The organism is Aeromonas sp. ASNIH1 (genome assembly GCF_002934285.1).
GTDB lineage: Bacteria > Pseudomonadota > Gammaproteobacteria > Enterobacterales > Aeromonadaceae > Aeromonas > Aeromonas caviae.
In genome coordinates this window covers 3,369,294-3,388,384 of the sequence record NZ_CP026228.1, presented here as the reverse complement: position 1 = coordinate 3,388,384, position 19,091 = coordinate 3,369,294, and the positions used below count along the sequence as shown (strand labels likewise).

Sequence of the window (19,091 nt, the reverse complement as noted above, 5' to 3'; positions counted from 1 at the left end):
GGAGTCGTCTATGTCAGTCATTAACCGGATCCCCGCCGTTGAATCCAAGGGACCTGCCACCCCCGGCACGCAGCGGATCCCGACCGTTGAAGCCAGCGACACCGGCACTACCGACATCATTGGCCGGATCCACTCCGTCGAGACCTGCGGGACCGTCGACGGCCCCGGCATCCGCTTCATCGTGTTCATGCAGGGCTGCCTGATGCGCTGCAAGTATTGTCACAACCGGGACACCTGGGACACCCAGGGCGGCCGCGAGGTCACCGTGCCCGAGCTGATGAAGGATCTCACCAGCTATCGCCACTTCATGAATGCCTCCGGCGGTGGCGTGACCGCCTCCGGCGGCGAGGCCATGCTGCAGCAGGAGTTCATCGCCGAACTGTTCACCGCCTGCAAGGCCCAGGGGATCCACACCTGCCTCGACACCAACGGTTTCGTGCGTCACTACGACGAGTTGCTCGACCAGGTGCTGGACAACACCGATCTGGTGCTGCTCGACATCAAGCAGATCAACGACGAGAAGCACATTCCCCTCACCCACGTCAGCAACAAATACACCCTGGAGTTCGCCCGCTACCTGGCCTCCCGCGGTCAGACCATGTGGATCCGCTACGTGGTGGTGCCCACCTGGTCCGACGATGACGAGAGCGCAGAAGGACTCGGCCAGTTCATCGCCGAGCTGGGGGAGTGCGTCGAGAAGGTGGAGCTGCTGCCCTACCACGAACTTGGCAAGCACAAGTGGGACGTGCTGGGAGATACCTATGATCTGGTCGGCATCAAGCCCCCCAGCAAGGAGACCATGGACAGGGTCCAGGGCATCCTTGGCAAGTATCACCCCAACGTGAAGTATTGAGACAGGAGGCCGCCCGGCAGAGGGCGGCCTCTTTTCATTGCGCTGGCGTTCGCCACGGCGCCATCACCGACAGCCGCATCCGGGGGAACCGCTCATGAGTGAAGGACAAGTCGCCGCCCTCCTGCTCTGGCTGGTGCTGCTCGCCTTCAGTCTGAACGCCTCCCTGCTGCGCACCCTTGGCGCCCACCCGCTCTATCAGCATCTTTGCCTCGGCGGCGCCATCGTGCTGGTACCGCTGTGGACCTTGCGGGCCGGGTTGCACGAGGGGCTCGAGATCCACTTTCTCGGCCTCACCAGCCTGACCCTGTTGCTGGGCTGGCGCCTCGCCCTGCTTGCCCCCTGCCTCACCCTGCTGCTCCTCGCTTACTTCGGGGTCATCCCCCTGGCCGACATCGGCTGGCAAGCCCTCATCGGCGTCGCCCTGCCGGTGGCCACCAGCTGGCTGCTGTTTCTGGGGAGCTGGGCCTGGCTGCCTCGCCACCTCTTCGTCTATCTGTTCGTGGCGGCATTTCTCGGGGGGGCGCTGAGCATCTCGGCCAAGGTGATCGCCAGCGCCCTGCTGATGGGGGTGAGCGGCACCTACTCCTGGCACACCATCAGCGCCGACTACCTCTCCATCTGGCCGCTGCTGCTCTTCCCCGAGGCGCTCCTCAACGGCATGACCATGACCCTGCTCGCCGTCTATCGCCCCCACTGGGTCAACACCTTCTTCGACAGGGAGTACCTGGGGCGCTGAGCCTGCCCGTGGTCCATAAAAAAAGCCCGCAGTTGCGGGCTTTTTCTCTGCTGGCAGTCAGACGCTGCGCGGGCGCAGGTGGGCATGCCAGCGGGCTTCCCACTTCTTGAACAACCAGACGATGACGAAGGTGAGCAGCATGTAGAGCAGACCTGCGGTCAGGAACGCCTCGAACGGGCTGTAGTAGCGGGAGTTGATGATCCGCGCGGCCCCCGTCAGATCGACGATGGTGATGATGCCCGCCACCGCCGACCCCTGCAGCATGAAGATCACCTCGTTGCTGTAGGCCGGCAGCGCACGGCGAAACGAGTTGGGCAGGATGATGCGGGTGAGGGTCTGCCAGCGGGTCATGCCGAAGGCGCTTGCCGCTTCTATCTGCCCCTTGGGCATGTTCATCACGGCGCCACGCACTATCTCGGCGGTGTAGGCGCCGGTGTTGAGAGTGAACGCCAGCAGGGCACAGAACCAGGCTTCCGAGAAGAGGGACCAGGCCGCACTGTTCTTGAGCCACTCCCACTGGGCGGCACCGTAGTAGATGATGAAGAGCTGCACCAGGAGCGGGGTGCCACGGAAGAAGTAGATATAGGCCCAGATTGGCCCCTTTATCAACCAGTTGCGGCTGTTGCGCAGTATGCCCATGGGCACCGCCAGCATGAGCCCCAGCATGAGCGAGGCGGCCACCAGCCAGATGGTGGTATAGAGCCCCTCCCAGTAGGTGGGCCACTCCTTGAGAATGATCGAGAAATCCATGGCTTACCTCGTCTTGATGGCGTAGTGACGCTCGGCCCACTTGAGCGCCGAGGTAGAGACTGCGGTGAAGACCAGGAAGATCAGCGCCACCGCCATGTAGAAGGTGAAAGGCTGCTGAGTCGAGCCCGCCGCGAGCGACGCCTTTCGCACCATGTCATCGAGCCCGATGATGGAGACCAGGGCCGTGGTTTTCAGCAGCACCAGCCAGTTGTTGCCAAACCCGGGCAGGGCGTGGCGCATCATCTGGGGAAAGAGGATCCGCACAAAGACCTGGCTTGCCCGCATGCCGAAGGCACGGGCCGCCTCGAGCTCCCCCTTGTCCACCGCCAGGATGGCGCCGCGGAAGGTCTCGGTCATGTAGGCACCGAAGATGAAGCCGATGGTAGCGACCCCGGCCGCAAACGGGCTGATGTCGATGTAATCGGGCAGCAGGGAGACCCACTCCTGGTTCGGGTTGCTCGCCAGCAGGTGGTTGTTGTAGGCCTCGTTGACCCAGGTGCAGATCCCGTTGATGAGCACCTGGCCGCCGAAGAAGAGCAGCATCATCAGCACCAGATCCGGGATGCCGCGAATGACGGTGGTGTAGGCCGCCGCGATGCCGCGTGCCCACTTGTAGGGAGAGAGCTTGGCCAGGGCCCCCAGCATGCCGAGCACCAGGGCCAGCAGCAGGGAGGCGAGCGCCACCTCCAGGGTGATCCAGGCCCCCTCCAGCAGAGAGGTTTCGTATCCTTTCAAATCAAACATATGCAATGCAGCTCCATCGCAATCGGGCCCGTCACTCCCAGCGGAAGGCAACGGGCCCGATGACTACTGACGGGATCAACCTGTCGTTGTTCGCCTGACGTCGGCTTACTCGCCGTACACGTCGAAGTCGAAGTACTTGTCGTTGATTTCCTTGTACTTGCCATTGGCACGCAGGGCCAGGATGGCAGCATTGAATTTCTCTTTCAGATCCTTGTCAGCCTTGCGCACCGCGATGCCGGCACCCTCACCAAACCACTTGGGATCGGTCAGTTTCGGGCCGATGAACTCGAAGGCATCGCCCCCTTCCTTCTTCAGCAGGCCGTCGCTGATGGCGGCGGAGTCGGCCATCACGTAGTCGACACGGCCGGATTTCAGATCGAGGTAGGCTTCATCCGCAGTGCCGTAGCGCTTGATGGTGGCGTTGGGGAAGTTGTCGGTGATGTAGGTATCCATGGAGGTGGCACGCTGCACGGCGATGGTCTTGCCGTCCATGAAGGCCTTGTCGAGCTGGATCTCGGTCCCTTTCTTGGCGGCGAAGCGCGCCGGGATGTGCTGGTACTTCTGGGTGAAGTCCACCTTCTTCTTGCGCTCTTCGGTAATGTCCATGGTGGCGATGATGGCGTCATACTTGCGCGACAGCAGCGCCGGAATGATGCCGTCCCAGTCCTGCTTGATCAGGGTGCACTTCACCTTCATCTCGTCGCACAGGGCGTTGGCGATGTCGATGTCGAAGCCTTTCACCTCGCCGCTCGGCTCGGTCCAGGAGAAGGGGGGATAGGCCCCTTCCACCCCGATCCGCACCTCTTTCCACTCCTTGGCCATCAGGCTACCGGAACACAGGGCCGTCATCACGGCAGTCGCCAGCATCAGCTTGTTCATGTATCTCTCCTTGATAAACACGTCGATCGTTGAAAGTACGGATGGTTGAAATTGAATCCCGTCCATCAATAGATGGACGAGATGAATTGCTTGAATCGCTCCGACTTGGGATGGGCGAAGATCTCCTTGGGATTGCCCTCCTCCTCCACGCGCCCCTGGTGCAGGAACATCACCTTGTTCGATACGTCGCGGGCGAAGGACATCTCGTGGGTCACCACCATCATGGTACGCCCCTCTTCCGCCAGCTCGCGCATCAGGCCAAGGACCTCCCCCACCAGTTCAGGGTCGAGGGCCGAGGTAGGCTCGTCAAACAGCATCACCTCGGGCTCCACCGCCAGCGCCCGGGCGATGGCGGCCCGCTGCTGCTGACCGCCGGAGAGATGACCGGGATAATAGTCGCGACGCTCCCACAGCCCCACCCGGTTGAGCAGATGCTCCGCCTTGGCGATGGCCTCGGCACGGGGCACCTTGAGCACCTGGATGGGCACTTCGATGATGTTCTGCATGATGGTCATGTGGGACCAGAGATTGAAGCTTTGAAACACCATGGCCAGCCGGCTGCGGATGCGCTCCACCTGGCGCATGTCTTCCGGCAGGCGTTCGCCGGAACGGCTGGTTTTCATCCGGATCAGCTCCCCGTGGAGGGAGACGCTGCCCGATGAGGGGGTTTCAAGCAGATTGATACAGCGTAGAAAGGTCGACTTCCCCGAACCCGAGGAGCCGATGAGGGAGATCACATCCCCCTTGTGGGCCGTCATATCGATGCCCTTGAGCACTTCGTGGGTGCCAAAATACTTGTGCAGATCACGAACTTCCAGTGCGGCAACGTCGCTCATCCATTACAACCTTGTCTGTCCCTAGACGCCGCTTCGGCGTGACTCCACCATCGTCCATTTAACAAAACGTTAACCGATGGCAACCTTCAGCGAAAATATCATTGAGGTAGTGAAAAAACAATACAGAACCGAGGTATTTGGTGTTTTATCTGTATTTTTATTGGCCTATTGAGTATTTTTCAGCACTTTGTCTGCATAAAATCCATTTTTTGTCGCACCTTACCTACCGCTCTTTTATACCCGCAGCGCACTGGTAGCAAGCATATTTCACCATATCCGCCAGATGTCATCCAAAAGGACTTTATTCACCCAGGCAGATTCCCCTTCTCTCGTCATTTCATGGGGATGAAATTGATTTCTCAGGTGATGTGGCCCTCTTTCCCCGTTTGCGTACAGAGCCGACTGTCATCAAAAAACACAACAATATGATAAAAAAGTCCCGTATGGGCCATGCTGATGCACAGATCCGTGACACAGGTGCAACAAGTCGTGATAAGGTGCCGTTTTTCCACGTTTTGTGATCGAGGCCCCGATGTTGCTCAATGTGTTGCTGATCCTGCTGCCGCTCGTGATCGGCTATCTGGTTCCCCTCTCTTCCGCCCGTCTGATCAAACTGGTCAACCAGTCCCTGGGCAAGATGGTCTACCTCATCCTGTTCCTGATGGGTCTGGGGCTGGCCTATGTGGAGAACCTGGGCAGCAACCTGGCAGTGATCTTCAAGGTGGCAGGGGTGATGCTCGCAGCCATTACCCTCTGCAACCTGCTGGCCCTGTGGTGGCTGGACAAGCGCAGCCCCCCCACCCACGAGGCCAGTGACGGCAAGATGCCGAGCAAGCTGCACCTGTTGTGGGAATCCCTCCAGCTCTGTTTCGTGGTGCTGGGGGGCGTCTTGCTTGGGCTGGTGGTGGACCTGCGCGCCCTGCCCATCGACAAGTTGAGCGAGTGGGCCCTGATGCTGCTGCTCTTGCTCATCGGCATCCAGATGCGCAACTCCGGCATGCGCCTGCGCCAGATCCTGCTCAATCCCTGGGGCATGAAGATCGCGCTCACCGTCATCCTCAGCAGCTGGCTCGGCAGCCTGCTGGCCGCCCAGCTGCTCGGCATGCCCTTTGCCCATGGCCTCGCGATGAGCTCCAGTTTTGGCTGGTATTCGCTCTCCGGCATCCTGGTAGCGGACAAGCTGGGCCCGGTGCTGGGGTCCGCCGCCTTCATCAACGATCTGGGGCGCGAGCTTATCGCCATCCTCATCATCCCGGTGCTGATGCGCCGCCACCCCAGCGCCGCCATCGGCTACGGCGGCGCCACGGCGCTGGACTTCACCCTGCCTGTCATCCAGAAATCCGGCGGCATCCAGGTGGTGCCGGTGGCCATCGTCTCCGGCTTTATCCTGAGCCTGCTCGGCCCCATTCTGATCCTGGGGTTCCTGGCCATCTGAACCCCATGGCACGACAAAGCCCGGCACTGCTGCCGGGCTTTTTTTGATGAACTGAGCGGGCTGGATGACAGACGCCGGTATTCAGGTGCGCCACCGGCCCCCACTCATCACCCGCTCGATGGCGAACGTATCAGGGTCGATCAGCAGCAGATCCGCATCCTGCCCCACCCCCAGGGTACCCTTGCTCGCAAGCCCCAGCGCCCTGGCCGGATTGGCCGTCACTACCGCCAGTGCCATCTCCAGCGCCACCCCCTTGCCGCAGGCCGCCACCACCTCCTGCCACAGGCTCCCTATCTGGCCGCAGCGCAGCTCGATGAGTCGCCCCTCGCCGTCAAAGCGCGGCAGACTGGCGTTGGCGTCCGAGCTGAAGCTGATGCGATCCACGGGCACGCCCGCCGCCAGCAACGCCACCAGGGCGTCGGCCGCGAGCCGCTCCCCGTCATCCAGCAGATCCGGGAAGCTCGACGTGGTGAGGTCGACCCAGCCACCTGCCCGACCCCACTCGATGGCCTCGGCAAAGAGCCAGGGATTGCGGTTGCAGTGGGTGGGGTAGAGCTGGCGAAGCGGGATGTCGGTGTCATCGCGCAGGGCCCGCAGGGGCGCCAGCGCCCCGCGGCCATCCCCCAGGTGAAAGAAGCTGACGCCACTTTTGCCGGACAACAGCCCGGCCACCCGCGCCTCGCTCGCCAGCCGCGCCAGCTCGTCGTGGGTGGGGGCGCTGGACCTGTGATCGCTGATGGCCACCTCCCCTACCCCCAGCACCTCGGGGATCAGCATGATGTCCGACTCCACCGTGCCGGTGAGGGTCTTGACCGGCAGGTGGTAGGAGCCGGTGTACATGAAGGCGCTCACCCCGGCGGCGCGAAACTCGCGTACCTTGCCGAGCACCTGGGCCGGGCTGCGGGTCAGGCTGTCGGTGCCGAGCGCCGCCACGAGCGTGGTAACCCCCGCCGCCAGAGCTTCCCTTGCCAAGAGCTCCGGCGTGCGAAAGCCGAAGCCTCCCTCACCGCCGCCTCCCGTGATATGGGCGAGCGGGTCAACCAGTCCGGGCACCAGATAGCGGCCGCCAGCGTCCACCCGCGTCAGTGGCCAGTCGACCGGAACCGTCAGTCCCTTGCCCATCCAGGCGATGCGGCCATCCGCCACCAGCAGATCCTGCTGGCCGAGCGGGGCCGGACTATGGATCTGCGCACCCTCGATCAGGGTCAACATGGGGTCTCTCCTTGCTGCATGAAAAAGGAGGGAGCAGGCTCCCTCCGACTGTTACCCATCAACCGCCATAGATATCGTACTTGAAGTACTTCCGGTTGATCTCCTGATACTTGCCGTTGGCGCGCAGGGCCTTGATGGCGTCGTTCAGCTTGGCCCTGAGATCCTGATCCCCCTTGCGCACCGCGATCCCCATGCCGTCGCCAAACCATTGACGGTCGGTCAGGGCCGGCCCCACATAGTCGAACTTGTCGCCCCCTTCCTTGCCAAGCAACCCCTGTTCGATGGCTGAGGCGTCTGCCAGCAGGGCCAGCACCCGTCCCGCCTTCAGGTCGAGGTAGGCTTCATCGGCACTGCCGTAACGCACTATGATGACGCTGGAGCCGAAGTTGTCGGTCAGGTACTTGTCGTGGGTGGTGGCCCGCTGCACGCCGATGCGCTTGCCCGCCATCCCTTCCGGCGTCAGCGTCAGTTCGGTGCCCCTGGCCGCCACGAAGCGGTTGGGAATGTGGGCATATTTCTCGGTGAAGTCGACCTTCTTGCGCCGCTCGTCGGTGATCGACATGGCAGCGATGATGGCGTCGTACTTGCGCGACAGCAGGGCCGGGATCATGCCGTCCCAATCCTGGGCCACCAGCTCGCACCTGACGGCCATCTGCTGGCACAGGGCGTTGGCAAGATCGATGTCAAATCCCTTGATCTCTCCGGACGCATCGGTCCATGAGAAGGGTGGATAGGCCCCCTCCACGCCAAAGCGTACCGTCTTCCACTCCTTGGCGGTGACGGGGGCAGCGAGCAGACAGGCAGCAACAAGGGCTGACAGGGTCAGTGTGGTCTTCATCGTGAGTACTCCATTACATAAAAAGCGCACAGGCGCGGTCAAGGCATCGCAGGCAGAGGCAAGCGATGGCCAACAAACGGCAAATTGCAGATGAGCGGGATTACGCCGCCATGGGCGTCAATGAACTGCTCCGGGGCCTCGACCTATTCGTCGAACCACTCGGAGAGATAGAAAGGCTTGAAGTAGAAGGCCAGAAAAAAGCCTCTGGCTTTGCGCATCATGGTGATTTGTCGCGTCCTGTGACAAAGATGGCAAGCACCTTACCACGCCTCAAATTTGCCCGGCAAGGGGACTTGGGGATGAAACATCCTGCCCATGGTCAATCCGGCCACGATTCGTTAGGCTCGGATCACCCGTTCACGCCCAGGCACGCGAGCCCCATCCCATGAATTTTCTCGCCCATCTCCATCTGGCGGCCCATACCGGCAGCTCCCTCACCGGCAACCTGCTGGGGGACTTCATCAAGGGCCCGCTGCCGACGGGTCTGGCTGACCACTTCGACGAGGGGATCTGGCTGCACCGCAAGATAGACGCCTTCACCGATGCCCACCCGGCCCATCGGGCCGCCGTGGCGAGCTTCGCCCCCCCCTGGCGCCGCTTCGGCGGCATTGTGGTGGACATGCTCTACGATCACTGGCTCAGCCAGCACTGGCAGAGGTTCAGCGCAGCCCCCCTGCCCCACTTTCTGGCGCAGAGCTATGGTCAACTTCTCCTGGATCATCACAGCCTGCCACAGGGCCTGCCGATGGCCCTGCGGCGCATGGCCGAGCAGGACTGGCTGGCCTCCTACCAGTACCGGGAAGGGGTGGGGGCGGCCCTCAACGGCATCGGTCGTCGGCTGCGCCGCCCCGTGCCGCTCGGGGAGGCGCTCCACGCCCTGGATCAGGCTCGCTGGACCGAGGCCGAGCACGCCTTCCTGCACTTCTACCCGGAGCTGATGCGCTTTTGCGAGGCGCAGATCGCCGCCCATCGCACTGCCACCTCATCCCCGCCATAAAAAAACGCCCCGAGCGGGGCGTTGTCATCGGGGGAACGCTCAGGCCTTGGGGCTGGCCGGCAGGAAGCGAAACGCCTTGGCCGGGACGAATTTCTCCGCCGTCTCCCCCGCATAGAGCTGCTGCTCGGTCAGGGGCAACTTGCGCACCGGGGCCCCCGCGGCGAGATCCAGCTTGTCCATGCTCACCCAGAAGGTGTTGGGCAGATGGGTCAGCTCGAAGAAATAGCGGCGATGCTGCTGATCCGCCACGCTGCGCCACAGGGTGGTGGAGATGTTGGGCTGATCCGGGGTGCTGATCCCCATGGGTACCGAGACGTTGCGCATCACGCTCATCACCCCGGCCACCGCCTCGTTGGCCTGGTCGGTCTTTGGCAGGGTCTTGATGTAGAAGGAGGCGCGGGCAAAACGGTCCGCCGAGCGGTTGGTGCCGGGCAGCATGGTGAGACCGCCAATCTCCTCCCAGTAGTCGTTGAGAGCCAGTTGCTTGTCAAAGGTCGGCGAGTTGGTCATCACCTGATAGCTGCGGTCGTGGTAGATCTGCAGCTTGCCCCCCACGTACTGGAAGATAGCGGAATCGCCGCTCGCATCGGAGAGGGAGAGGTGCAGCTGGCCCGGCTTGCCATCCGGGGTCAGGGTGGTCACCACATAGAACTCGTCCTTCGACAGGGCCTCGACCGCCTCGGCCACGGTGGCGAAGTTGTCCAGCGCGTACTGGGCCCAGAGCGAGATGGAGAGAGTCTTGCGCGGATCCTTGTCGCTCGGGGTCACATACTCGGACTCGGTCAGATAGAGCAGGTTGGCCACCAGCCCCTTCTCGTTCATGCCGTCGGCGGTGCCTGCATCGAAGCCTGCCGCCACCACGGAGCCGTAGCGTGACGTCCACGTCATGGAGTGCGCGCCGGCCTCCCCTTCCCGCGCGATGCCACGGGGCAGCGCCCAGAGATTGGTCGGCATGGCGCTGCGCCAGTCCATGGTGCGACCGGTCACCACCAGCGCTCCCTCCCCCTGATAGACGGCGCGGGTACAGGCATCGGCGAGGGAGCTGACGGAGAGGGAGACGGTCAGGGCCAGCAGGGTCTTGTGCAACAGGGGGGAACGCAGGATTGTCATATGGATCACTCGAGTCTGGTGAAAACACAAGCATACCCCTTTTTGCATAACAGGGGCTGACTGAGGCTGGCAAGCCAGGTGGCAGATCTGTCAACAGAGGCGCTTCCCTGCCAATCAGCGATCAATATCCATAAATTAATCAAAGAGATAAGCAAGCCACTTCGGGGCGATACGGCAAGATGCCATTCGCTGGCTTGCGTCGGTTTCAGACACATACCCTGCCCGCCAGCAGGCGGACAGGGAGGGGCTCAGCCTTCCTTCTTGCGGATACTCAGCCCCAGCTCGCGGCCGCGCAGGCGGGCATAATAGATGGTGCCCACAAACGCCAGGGTGGTGAGCACCAGCTCCACCACCGCCAACCACCGCTCCCCCTCATCCGTGGTGATCAGGGTCAGGGCGTGCAGGAAGTAGGGCATCAGCACGAAGTTGCCCCAGGCGTGGGTGTAGGGATTGCCCTGCACTATGCCCTTGAGGGGGAAGAGCAGCGGCACCGTCCAGATCACCGGCAACAGCCAGGGATTGAGGTCGGGGTGGGGCGAGAGCCAGAGGTGCCAGAGCAGCACCCAGGCCAGCAGGCCGAAAAAACCGGCCAGGGTCAGCAGGCGAGCGAAGCGGGTGCTCACTTGAGGATCTCCAGCACCTGCTCGGGCGGACGACCGATGCGGGCCTGCCCGTTTCTGATGACGATGGGGCGCTCGATGAGCTTGGGGTGCTGGTGCATGGCACGAATGAGGTCATCGCCGCTCACCTCGCCGAGCCCCAGCTCCTTGTAGAGATCCTCCTTGGTGCGCATCAGCTGCCGGGGATCCGTGAAGCCAAGCTGACTCAGGAGGGTGCGGATCTGTGCCTCGCTCGGTGCCTGCTCCAGATAGAGCACCACCTCGGGGGCGACCCCATGCTGTTCCAGCAAGGCCAGGGTTTCACGGCTCTTGGAGCAGCGCGGATTGTGGTAGATTTGGGTCTCGCTCATGATAACTCCCTGATTAATCGCAAGATGGGACAAGAAATGGCGCTATTGTAGGGGAAACGGATGGTCAGGGTAAGCGGGAAGGCTATGGAAATGAAACGGATCTGTTGGCTGATTGTGGCAACCCTGCTGGGGGCCTGCAGCCCGGCACCCGACTTCACCGACGGCGCGGGAAAGAAGGTCAGCCTCGCGGATCTCGGTGGCAAGCCGCTGCTGGTCAACTACTTCGCCCCCTGGTGCGCCCCCTGCCTGCGGGAGATGCCCCTGCTGGCAACATTGCACCAGGAAGGGCGGATCCGGGTGATCGCCATCAACTATGACCCCGCCTCCCCCGCCGAACTGACCGAGCTGGCACGGCGCCACGCCATCAGGGTTCCCCTGATGATCCCGGATGACGACGCCCGCCTCCCGTTCCCAAGGCCCGGGGCGCTGCCCACCAGCTATCTGCTCGATGCCAGGGGCACGCTGCTGGAGACCCTGGTGGGGGAGCTGGACGAACAGAAGCTCGCCGAGATAAAACGCCGCGTGGCGAGCGCCCCATAGCAGAGCCATCCATCACTCTCATTTCTTCATCATCAAGATGCGTTGAAACCGATGAAAGGCCCTATTTTAGCCTGCAAAACAAGGCGGGGTGCCCCCAAAGGAGCACCCCGCCTGCCATCAACCCGCTCCGGACTCAGCCCTTGAGGCTGTCCAGATCCTTCTTGGCCCGCTCCAGCTGGGTGATGCGCGCCTCGATGCGGGCCAGGGTCAGCTTGTCACTGGTGGTGCCCCGCGCCACGATCAGTTCGTCGATGGCCGCCTGGTAGTCCCCGCGCAGGGAAAGGGTCTCCGCCCGTGCCATGTGCAGGTCCGTCATTCTGCCCGCCTTGCGGTAGGCGTCCGACAGCAGGCTCCAGGCCAGGCTGTTCTCGTCGTGCTCTCGGGCATAAGGGTCCAGGATGGCGATGGACTTCTTGTAGTTGCCCCCCTCCAGATAGGCGTTGCCGAGGTTCACCACCACCACCTCGTTGTCCGGCATCCGGGTGCGGAAGCGCTCCAGTCTGGCGATGGCCTGGGCGCTGCGCCCCTTGGCGAGATCGATGTCGGTCAGGGCATCCACCACGAAGAGATCCTCCGGGTGACGGGTCGCCAGCTCCTGCATCAGGGTATCGGCCTCGTCGGTGCGCTTGAGCTGCAACAGGGCCAGCGCCTTGCCATAGATGGCGGCATCCTTGAGGGGGTAATCCCCCTTCTGCAGGCGGCTGTCGAAGTAGGTGAGCAGCGCCTGGGGCGTCTCGGTGCCATAGCGCACCTGGATGCGTACCTTGGCCAGCCAGAAGTCCAGGCTCGGCGGCAGGGCGCGCGCGCCATAGCTCCCGGCCCGGGCACGGGCTTCGCTGATCCGGGTCTCCGGCAGGGGGTGAGTCAGCAGCATCTCCGGCGGCTTGCTGGCATAGCGGTACTCCGCCGCCAGCTTCTGGAAGAAGTTGGCCATGCCCATGGGATCGAACCCGGCGTCATACAGCGTCTTCATGCCGATGCGATCCGCCTCGTATTCGTTGTCCCGGGTGTAGTTGATGGCCGACTGCATCGACAAACCAAGCGTGGTCTGCAAGGCCGCGATGCCGGCGGTGGGGTTGATCACCGCGAGTGCAATGGAGCCCACCAGGCCGGCCAGGGTCATGGCGGAGCTGCTCGCCTGTGCCTCCATGTAACGGGCGATGTGACGCTGGGTCACGTGGGTGATTTCGTGGGCCAGTACCGAGGCCAGCTCGCTCTCGCTCTCGGCGTAGAGGAAGAGGCCGGTGTGCACCTTGACCCGGCCACCGAGGAAGGCCGCCGCGTTGATGCTGGAATCATTGATGAGGAAGAAGGTGAACGGGAAGCGCACCCCGTCGGCATTGGTCAGCAGCCGCTGGCCCAGATCGTCGATGTATTCGTTGAGCACGGGGTCATCGATGATGGGCAGGCCCGCCCGGGCAAAACGCATGAAGGCGTTGCCGTAGCGCACCTCCTGCTCGATGGGCAGTGCGGCGACCCCGGCGGTACCGATGTCGGGCAACTGGTTGCTCCCCTGGGCGTGGAAGGTCGCCCCCATCAGGGTGACCAACAGGGGAAGCGATGCTATCAGGGGGGAAAAACGTGCCACGTTATCTCTATCTCCAATCAGACCCCAGCGGGCATCGGCAGAATACCCTTGCCATTCAAGGCCCACAAGCGTTGTTTCATCCTCTCATCACGGCCATAATGACCGCCACGCACGAGATGGAGTTCTCATGGAACAGCTCGACCTGACCCCCTGGCGTTGTCCCGAGCCCCTCATCCGGCTCAAGCTCTGGTTGCGCCAGGCCCGGCCCGGTCAATCCGTGTGCATCCAGCTCGGGGATGCAGGCTCCCGGCAGGACATTCCCGCCTATCTGCGCCGTCAGGGTCACCATGTCCAGACCCGGGAAGAGTCAGCTGCCCGCCTCTCCCTGCTGCTCGTCGTTGCCCGTCCCACCCGGGACGCCCTGCTCGCCCCCGAGCCCATGCCACCCACCCCGTGAGCCGCCATTCAAGGAAGCCTCGATGTTAGATGTATTGAAGCGCTGGTATCAGACCCGTTTTTCCGACCCCGATGCCGTCACCCTCTTCCTGCTGCTGGTCTTCTGCTTTGCCGTGCTCTGGCTGTTTGGGGATCTGCTGGCACCGCTGCTGGTGGCCCTGGTGATGGCCTATCTGCTGGAGTGGCCGGTGAGTCGCCTGCAACGGGGCGGCCTTTCTCGCACCGTCGCCACCAGCCTGGTCCTGCTGCTGTTCATCACGGTGACGACCCTGATGCTGCTGGGCCTCATCCCGACGCTGGTGAGCCAGGGGGTCAACCTGGCCAAGGAGGCGCCCGCCATGCTGGCCCATGCCCAGGACTATGTCCGCACCCTGCCGGAAAAATACCCCGAGATCATCGACGTCAGCCTGGTGGAGACCATCATCGACAACATTCGCCAGCGCATCCTGACCGGCGGTGAACAACTGGTGAGTGCCTCTTTGAGCTCCCTCATCAACGTGGTGGCCATCCTCATCTACGCCATCCTGGTGCCCCTGATGGTCTTCTTCATGCTCAAGGACAAACAGGTGCTGATGGGGGGCCTGCGCCGCTTCCTGCCCCGCAACCGCACCCTGGTGAACCGGGTCTGGGTGGAGATGAACGACCAGATCATCAACTACATCCGCGGCAAGGTGATCGAGATCGTCATCGTCGGCATCGCCACCTATGTGCCCTTCGCCCTGATGGGATTGCGCTACTCCGCCCTGCTGGCGGTCGCGGTGGGCTTCTCCGTGCTCATCCCCTATATTGGCGCCGCCGCGGTGACCGTGCCGGTGGCCATGGTGGCCCTGTTCCAGTGGGGGCTGACCCCCGACTTCGCCTGGCTGATGGTGGCCTATCTCGTGATCCAGGCCCTCGACGGCAACCTGCTGGTCCCCCTGCTCTTCTCCGAGGCGGTCAACCTGCACCCGGTAGCCATCATCATCGCCGTGCTGGTGTTTGGCGGTCTGTGGGGCTTTTGGGGCGTCTTCTTCGCCATTCCCCTCGCCACACTGGTCAAAGCGGTGCTCAACGCCTGGCCCAAGCGGGAAGATCTCCCCCGCCCCGCCCCCTGACCCTGGCAAGGGGCGAGGCCGGGTCTCGCCCCTTCCAGATACCGGCCACCAGCAGCACCTCCGTGACGCTGGCTCATGCTTGCCTTGTCGGGTTTAATTGAAAGCCGACATCCGTCTGACTTGCTACGCTGGTCTGATTCGTTACCACTGCCTACCCACCGACAAGGATCTGTCATGCCCCCACTCCCTGCCCTGCGCCATGCCTCTCTGGGTGCCTTTCTGGCACTGCTGCTCTGCTCACCCGTCCGGGCAGACCTCGACATCGGGGCCCTCAGCACCTTCTCCAGCGACAGCCCCGACAGCCCCATTCCCAAGGGGTTGGTGCTGGGCGGGGCCGTCATCGGCGGTCAGGCCCGTTACCAGCACCAGGACGACACCCTGATGCCCATCCCGGGGGCCCTCTATTTTGGTGACAACCTGATGTATCTGGGGGATCGGGCCCGCTACTACCTCAGCCGGGATGGCAACCTCTCGACCTATGCCTTCGGCCGGATGCGCTTTGGCAACCTGGACCCGGACGACGATCCCTTCCTCCATGGCATGGAGAAGCGCAAGGGGCAGTTCGAGGCCGGTGTTGGGGCCGATCTCATCACTCCCTACGCCCTCTGGAGCGTGCGGGCCACCACGGATGTGACCGGCACCAGCGACGGTCAGGAGCTGATGCTGTGGGCCAACTTCCCCATCATCCGCGGCCCCCTGCTGCTGATGCCGGGAGCCGGCGTCATGCTGCGCAGCCACAACCTCGCCAACTACTACTTCGGCGGTGTCTCTCAAGACGAAGCGAGGGCGGACAGGCCGGCGTGGAACACGGGCACCACCCTCTCCCCCATGGTCTCCCTCATCGGCAGCTATCGCTTCAGCGCCAACTGGATTGGCGGCTTTGGCATCAACTACGAACGCTACGACGACGACATCGCCGACAGCCCCATCGTCCAGCATCAGGGAGAACTCTATGCAGGCTTCGGGGTGGGCTACATCTGGTAGCCCCATCCGGACTGGGCAACAAAAAAGGAGCCCATGGCTCCTTTTTTACGGCTATCCGGCGCAGCGTCACCCTGCCACTTCGGCGAGAAATGCCGACAGCGCCCGGTTGATAAACACGGGATTCTCCAGGGTCGAGATGTGACCGGCCCCCGGGATCTCCCTGAACGGGCACCCCAGCACCTCGGCCATCAGATACCCCTCCAGCACAGGGCGAGCCTTGTCCTCGCACCCCGTCATGACCAGTGCGGGCAGCCTCATCTCTTCGAGCCAGTCGATGCGATCCTCCCGGGTCACGAAGCTGCGCCCCACCGCCACCAGGCTCGCCACCTTGTCGGCGGGCCATTGGGCCAGCCGTGCCTTGAAACCGGCCATCAGGGCCGCGTCCGGTTGATGGGCGAAGAAGAGCGGCGCCACCTGATCGGCGATGGGCGCAGGCACGGCGCCGACCTGTTCGATCATCGCCAGCATGTCGAGATAGCGCTCGCAGGTGCTCTGGGGTTCAAGGCCGACGAAGCTGTCCATCAGCACCACTCCCTTGAGGCGAGCAGGTGCCATGCGCGCCAGCTCCACGCCCCACATGCCACCGATGGAGAGCCCCACCAGCACGCACTCGTCGATGCCGAGGGCATCGAGCAGCGCCAGGTGATCCCGGGCCAGGGCCGCCAGGGTGCAGGGCCCCTCGGGCAGCACATCGGAATCCCCGTGACCCCAGAGCTCGGGCACGATGCAGCGATACTGCCCCTTGAGGGCCTCGATTTGCGGTGCCCACATGGCACTGTCCCACAGGTAGCTGTGGCCAAAGAGCAGTGCCGGACCCTGCCCCTCGTCCAGATAGGCCATGCGGCGGCCCGCTATCTCCATAAACTGCTTCATGTTTTCTCCTGTTGCCAGCGGCGATGAAACTGGCTTTCCTGTTTTTCTGTTGCCAGCGGCTGATGAGGCGGCAGTGTAACACGCCACCCTTGGCAGGGGTGCCCGCCTGGTGCAAGCTGGAGAGACTCACAACGAGGAGTCACCAAGGAGAGGATGATGGCCAAGGAAAAGAGCAAGAAACGCCCGCGTCTGGACAAGAAGACCTACGAACATCACCTCACCCACCTGCAGGAGGAGCTGGTCAAGTTGCAGGAGTGGGTCAAGCAGGAGGGGCTCAAAGTGGTGGTGCTGTTCGAGGGGCGCGACGCCGCGGGCAAGGGGGGCGTCATCAAGGCGATCACCGAACCCCTCAACCCCCGGGTCTGCCGGGTCACCGCCCTGCCCGCCCCCTCGGATCGGGAGCGCACCCAGTGGTACTTCCAACGCTACGTGGCGCACCTGCCCTCGGCGGGCGAGATGGTGCTGTTTGACCGCTCCTGGTACAACCGGGCCGGGGTCGAACGGGTGATGGGCTTTTGCAGCGACGACGAGTATCGCGAATTCCTGCGTGCCTGCCCCGAATTCGAGCGGATGTTGATCCGCTCCGGCATCACCCTCATCAAATACTGGTTCTCGGTCAGCGACGAAGAGCAGGAGAAACGCTTCAAGGAGCGCATCAACACCCCCATCAAGCGCTGGAAATTCAGCCCCATGGATCTGCAATCCCGCTCCCGCTGGGTCGAGTATTCCCGCGCCAAGGATGACATGTTCACCTACACGGATACCGAGGATTGCCCCTGGTTCGTGGTGGACGCCGACGACAAGCGCCGCGCCCGCCTCAACTGCATCTCCCACCTCCTTGGCAAGGTGCCCTACGAGGCGATCCACTACGAACCTATCACCCTGCCCCCCATCAAGACCGAAGGGTATGAGCGCCCGCCGCTCACCAGCCAGCACTTCGTGCCGGACGTCACCGCCGCCCTCGAGTCAGACAAGCACGGACAGTGACGGGCCCCGGCCAGCCGCCCGCTGGCCGGAACCCGGGCCTCGGATGACGGGCAATAAAAAGCCGGTCTTGCGACCGGCAAAAGGCATTGAACGTATAGAAAGGAAAACCTGGCACTCTCGCCCTCTCAGGCGCGGATATATTTGGCCGTGCGCGGGAACGCCTGCTCTTTGGCATCGAACAGGTAGCAGGCTTCGGCCGGGATGCCGACGCTGTACTCCTGGCCGGTGGCCACGTCGATGTCGGAGCTCGCCTTGACGGTGAAGTCATGACCATCCACGTCCATGTAGACGAAGGACTCGGCCCCCAGGTGTTCGGCAACCTGCACCACGCCGCTCACGCGGCTGTCGGCATGGGCATGACCCAGCGGCACCAGGTGCTCGGGGCGAATGCCCAGCTCCACCTTGTCGCCCACCGCGCCGCGACGGGCATCCACCCGGGCACGCACGGTATCGCCGGAGGTGAGCTTGACCACGCACTCCTGCTCGCCGATCTCCACCAGCTCGCCCGCCAGGAAGTTCATCTTGGGAGAGCCGATGAAGCCTGCCACGAACTTGTTGTCCGGGTTGTGGTAGAGCTCGAGGGGGGTGCCGAACTGCTCCAGGTTGGTGGCCGCCTCGCCCTTGAGCGGGCTCAGCACCACGATGCGGTTGGCCAGCGTCATGGCCTCCACCTGGTCGTGGGTCACGTAGATGATGGTGGAGTTGAGCTCCTTGTGCAGCTTGGCGATCTCGATGCGCATCTTGACCCGCAGGGCGGCGTCGAGGTTCGACAGGGGTTCGTCAAACAGGAACACCTGCGGCTGCTGCACTATGCTGCGGCCGATGGCCACCCGCTGACGCTGACCGCCAGAAAGGGCCTTGGGCTTTCTGTCCAGCAGCGGCTCGAGACCCAGGATCTCGGCGGCGCGCATCACCCGCTTGTGGATGTTCTCCTTGTCCATCTTCTTGAGCTTGAGGCCAAAAGCCATGTTCTCGTAGATGTTCATGTGCGGGTAGAGGGCGTAGGACTGGAACACCATGCCCACGTTGCGCTCCACCGGCGGCACATCGTTCATGTAGCGCCCGCCGATGGTCAGCTCGCCGCTGGTGATGTCTTCCAGACCCGCGATCATCCGAAGCAGGGTGGACTTGCCGCAGCCGGACGGGCCGACGAAGACGATGAACTCCCCTTCCTTGATATCGAGGTTGATGCTGCGTAGGGTGTCCTTGTGGACAGCCGGGTCGTAATTTTTGCGAACGTTGTTGAGTACTACTTCAGCCATGTCGAGC

The 19,091-nt window shown here is 63.0% G+C and carries 22 protein-coding genes; 10 read left to right on the top strand and 12 right to left on the bottom strand.

Annotation, left to right across the window (positions count from 1 at the left end; translation table 11 throughout):
• The first annotated feature begins 10 nt into the window (after positions 1–10).
• A complete protein-coding gene (pflA, locus tag C2U37_RS16720; RefSeq protein WP_104452742.1) occupies positions 11–853 on the top strand; it encodes a pyruvate formate lyase 1-activating protein in 843 nt (280 codons plus the stop codon).
• A gap of 94 nt (positions 854–947) precedes the next feature.
• Positions 948–1,589 (top strand): energy-coupling factor ABC transporter permease, encoded by a 642-nt coding sequence (locus C2U37_RS16715; protein WP_041215455.1) that lies wholly within the window; start codon positions 948–950, stop codon positions 1,587–1,589.
• 57 nt (positions 1,590–1,646) lie between these two features.
• Here C2U37_RS16715 and C2U37_RS16710 read toward each other — a convergent pair whose 3' ends face one another.
• The 4 genes from C2U37_RS16710 to C2U37_RS16695 all read right to left on the bottom strand — a co-directional run bounded on the left by C2U37_RS16710 (position 1,647) and on the right by C2U37_RS16695 (position 4,798).
• Entirely contained in the window at positions 1,647–2,339 is a 693-nt protein-coding gene (locus tag C2U37_RS16710; RefSeq protein WP_010674270.1) for an ABC transporter permease, read from the bottom strand.
• A 3-nt stretch (positions 2,340–2,342) separates the two neighbouring features.
• A complete protein-coding gene (locus tag C2U37_RS16705) occupies positions 2,343–3,083 on the bottom strand; it encodes an ABC transporter permease (RefSeq protein WP_010674269.1) in 741 nt (246 codons plus the stop codon).
• Positions 3,084–3,188: 105 nt separating this feature from the next.
• On the bottom strand, positions 3,189–3,962 hold the full coding sequence (locus C2U37_RS16700) for an ABC transporter substrate-binding protein (RefSeq protein ID WP_041212797.1): 774 nt from the start codon (positions 3,960–3,962) through the stop codon (positions 3,189–3,191).
• Positions 3,963–4,027: 65 nt separating this feature from the next.
• Complete coding sequence (locus C2U37_RS16695; protein ID WP_010674267.1) at positions 4,028–4,798, bottom strand: ABC transporter ATP-binding protein; 771 nt, start codon at positions 4,796–4,798, stop codon at positions 4,028–4,030.
• 532 nt (positions 4,799–5,330) lie between these two features.
• On the opposite strand from C2U37_RS16695, the gene C2U37_RS16690 reads away from it, so the two are divergent.
• On the top strand, positions 5,331–6,233 hold the full coding sequence (locus tag C2U37_RS16690; protein ID WP_041215456.1) for a lysine exporter LysO family protein: 903 nt from the start codon (positions 5,331–5,333) through the stop codon (positions 6,231–6,233).
• 81 nt (positions 6,234–6,314) lie between these two features.
• Here C2U37_RS16690 and iadA read toward each other — a convergent pair whose 3' ends face one another.
• Entirely contained in the window at positions 6,315–7,445 is a 1,131-nt protein-coding gene (iadA, locus tag C2U37_RS16685; protein ID WP_104452741.1) for a beta-aspartyl-peptidase, read from the bottom strand.
• Positions 7,446–7,503: 58 nt separating this feature from the next.
• Positions 7,504–8,283 carry an ABC transporter substrate-binding protein gene (locus C2U37_RS16680; RefSeq protein WP_104452740.1) on the bottom strand — a complete coding sequence of 260 codons (780 nt, stop codon included), beginning with the start codon at positions 8,281–8,283 and terminating at the stop codon, positions 7,504–7,506.
• A 65-nt stretch (positions 8,284–8,348) separates the two neighbouring features.
• On the opposite strand from C2U37_RS16680, the gene C2U37_RS16675 reads away from it, so the two are divergent.
• Together C2U37_RS16675 and C2U37_RS16670 are read left to right on the top strand one after the other, a co-directional pair.
• A complete protein-coding gene (locus tag C2U37_RS16675; protein ID WP_029314324.1) occupies positions 8,349–8,672 on the top strand; it encodes a hypothetical protein in 324 nt (107 codons plus the stop codon).
• Entirely contained in the window at positions 8,669–9,280 is a 612-nt protein-coding gene (locus C2U37_RS16670; RefSeq protein WP_042015939.1) for an acyl carrier protein phosphodiesterase, read from the top strand. Before C2U37_RS16675 ends, C2U37_RS16670 begins: the two co-directional genes overlap by 4 nt.
• 39 nt (positions 9,281–9,319) lie before the next feature.
• Here C2U37_RS16670 and C2U37_RS16665 read toward each other — a convergent pair whose 3' ends face one another.
• The 3 genes from C2U37_RS16665 to arsC all read right to left on the bottom strand — a co-directional run bounded on the left by C2U37_RS16665 (position 9,320) and on the right by arsC (position 11,360).
• Complete coding sequence (locus C2U37_RS16665) at positions 9,320–10,390, bottom strand: linear amide C-N hydrolase (protein ID WP_104452739.1); 1,071 nt, start codon at positions 10,388–10,390, stop codon at positions 9,320–9,322.
• Positions 10,391–10,638: 248 nt separating this feature from the next.
• A complete protein-coding gene (locus C2U37_RS16660) occupies positions 10,639–11,013 on the bottom strand; it encodes a DUF2069 domain-containing protein (protein WP_010674261.1) in 375 nt (124 codons plus the stop codon).
• The gene (arsC, locus tag C2U37_RS16655; protein WP_104452738.1) at positions 11,010–11,360 is read right to left on the bottom strand and encodes an arsenate reductase (glutaredoxin); all 351 of its coding nucleotides are present in this window, start codon (positions 11,358–11,360) and stop codon (positions 11,010–11,012) included. The genes C2U37_RS16660 and arsC overlap by 4 nt, the downstream gene beginning before the upstream one ends.
• 60 nt (positions 11,361–11,420) lie before the next feature.
• Here arsC and C2U37_RS16650 point away from each other — a divergent pair, with 60 nt between their 5' ends.
• Entirely contained in the window at positions 11,421–11,900 is a 480-nt protein-coding gene (locus C2U37_RS16650; protein WP_104452737.1) for a TlpA family protein disulfide reductase, read from the top strand.
• Between the two features lie 133 nt (positions 11,901–12,033).
• Here C2U37_RS16650 and C2U37_RS16645 read toward each other — a convergent pair whose 3' ends face one another.
• Entirely contained in the window at positions 12,034–13,488 is a 1,455-nt protein-coding gene (locus C2U37_RS16645) for a beta-barrel assembly-enhancing protease (protein WP_233768412.1), read from the bottom strand.
• Between the two features lie 127 nt (positions 13,489–13,615).
• Between C2U37_RS16645 and C2U37_RS16640 the strand changes: the two genes are divergently transcribed.
• From C2U37_RS16640 to C2U37_RS16630, 3 genes are all read left to right on the top strand, one after another.
• Complete coding sequence (locus C2U37_RS16640; RefSeq protein WP_104452736.1) at positions 13,616–13,885, top strand: sulfurtransferase TusA family protein; 270 nt, start codon at positions 13,616–13,618, stop codon at positions 13,883–13,885.
• Positions 13,886–13,907: 22 nt separating this feature from the next.
• Positions 13,908–14,978 carry an AI-2E family transporter gene (locus tag C2U37_RS16635; RefSeq protein WP_039038634.1) on the top strand — a complete coding sequence of 357 codons (1,071 nt, stop codon included), beginning with the start codon at positions 13,908–13,910 and terminating at the stop codon, positions 14,976–14,978.
• A 174-nt stretch (positions 14,979–15,152) separates the two neighbouring features.
• On the top strand, positions 15,153–15,962 hold the full coding sequence (locus tag C2U37_RS16630) for a MipA/OmpV family protein (RefSeq protein ID WP_233768411.1): 810 nt from the start codon (positions 15,153–15,155) through the stop codon (positions 15,960–15,962).
• A 66-nt stretch (positions 15,963–16,028) separates the two neighbouring features.
• On the opposite strand, the gene C2U37_RS16625 is transcribed toward C2U37_RS16630, so the two are convergent.
• On the bottom strand, positions 16,029–16,835 hold the full coding sequence (locus C2U37_RS16625) for an alpha/beta fold hydrolase (RefSeq protein ID WP_104452735.1): 807 nt from the start codon (positions 16,833–16,835) through the stop codon (positions 16,029–16,031).
• 156 nt (positions 16,836–16,991) lie between these two features.
• Here C2U37_RS16625 and ppk2 point away from each other — a divergent pair, with 156 nt between their 5' ends.
• The gene (ppk2, locus tag C2U37_RS16620) at positions 16,992–17,822 is read left to right on the top strand and encodes a polyphosphate kinase 2 (protein ID WP_104452734.1); all 831 of its coding nucleotides are present in this window, start codon (positions 16,992–16,994) and stop codon (positions 17,820–17,822) included.
• A 125-nt stretch (positions 17,823–17,947) separates the two neighbouring features.
• Here ppk2 and C2U37_RS16615 read toward each other — a convergent pair whose 3' ends face one another.
• Positions 17,948–19,084 (bottom strand): ABC transporter ATP-binding protein, encoded by a 1,137-nt coding sequence (locus C2U37_RS16615; protein ID WP_010674252.1) that lies wholly within the window; start codon positions 19,082–19,084, stop codon positions 17,948–17,950.
• Between the last annotated feature and the right edge of the window lie 7 nt (positions 19,085–19,091).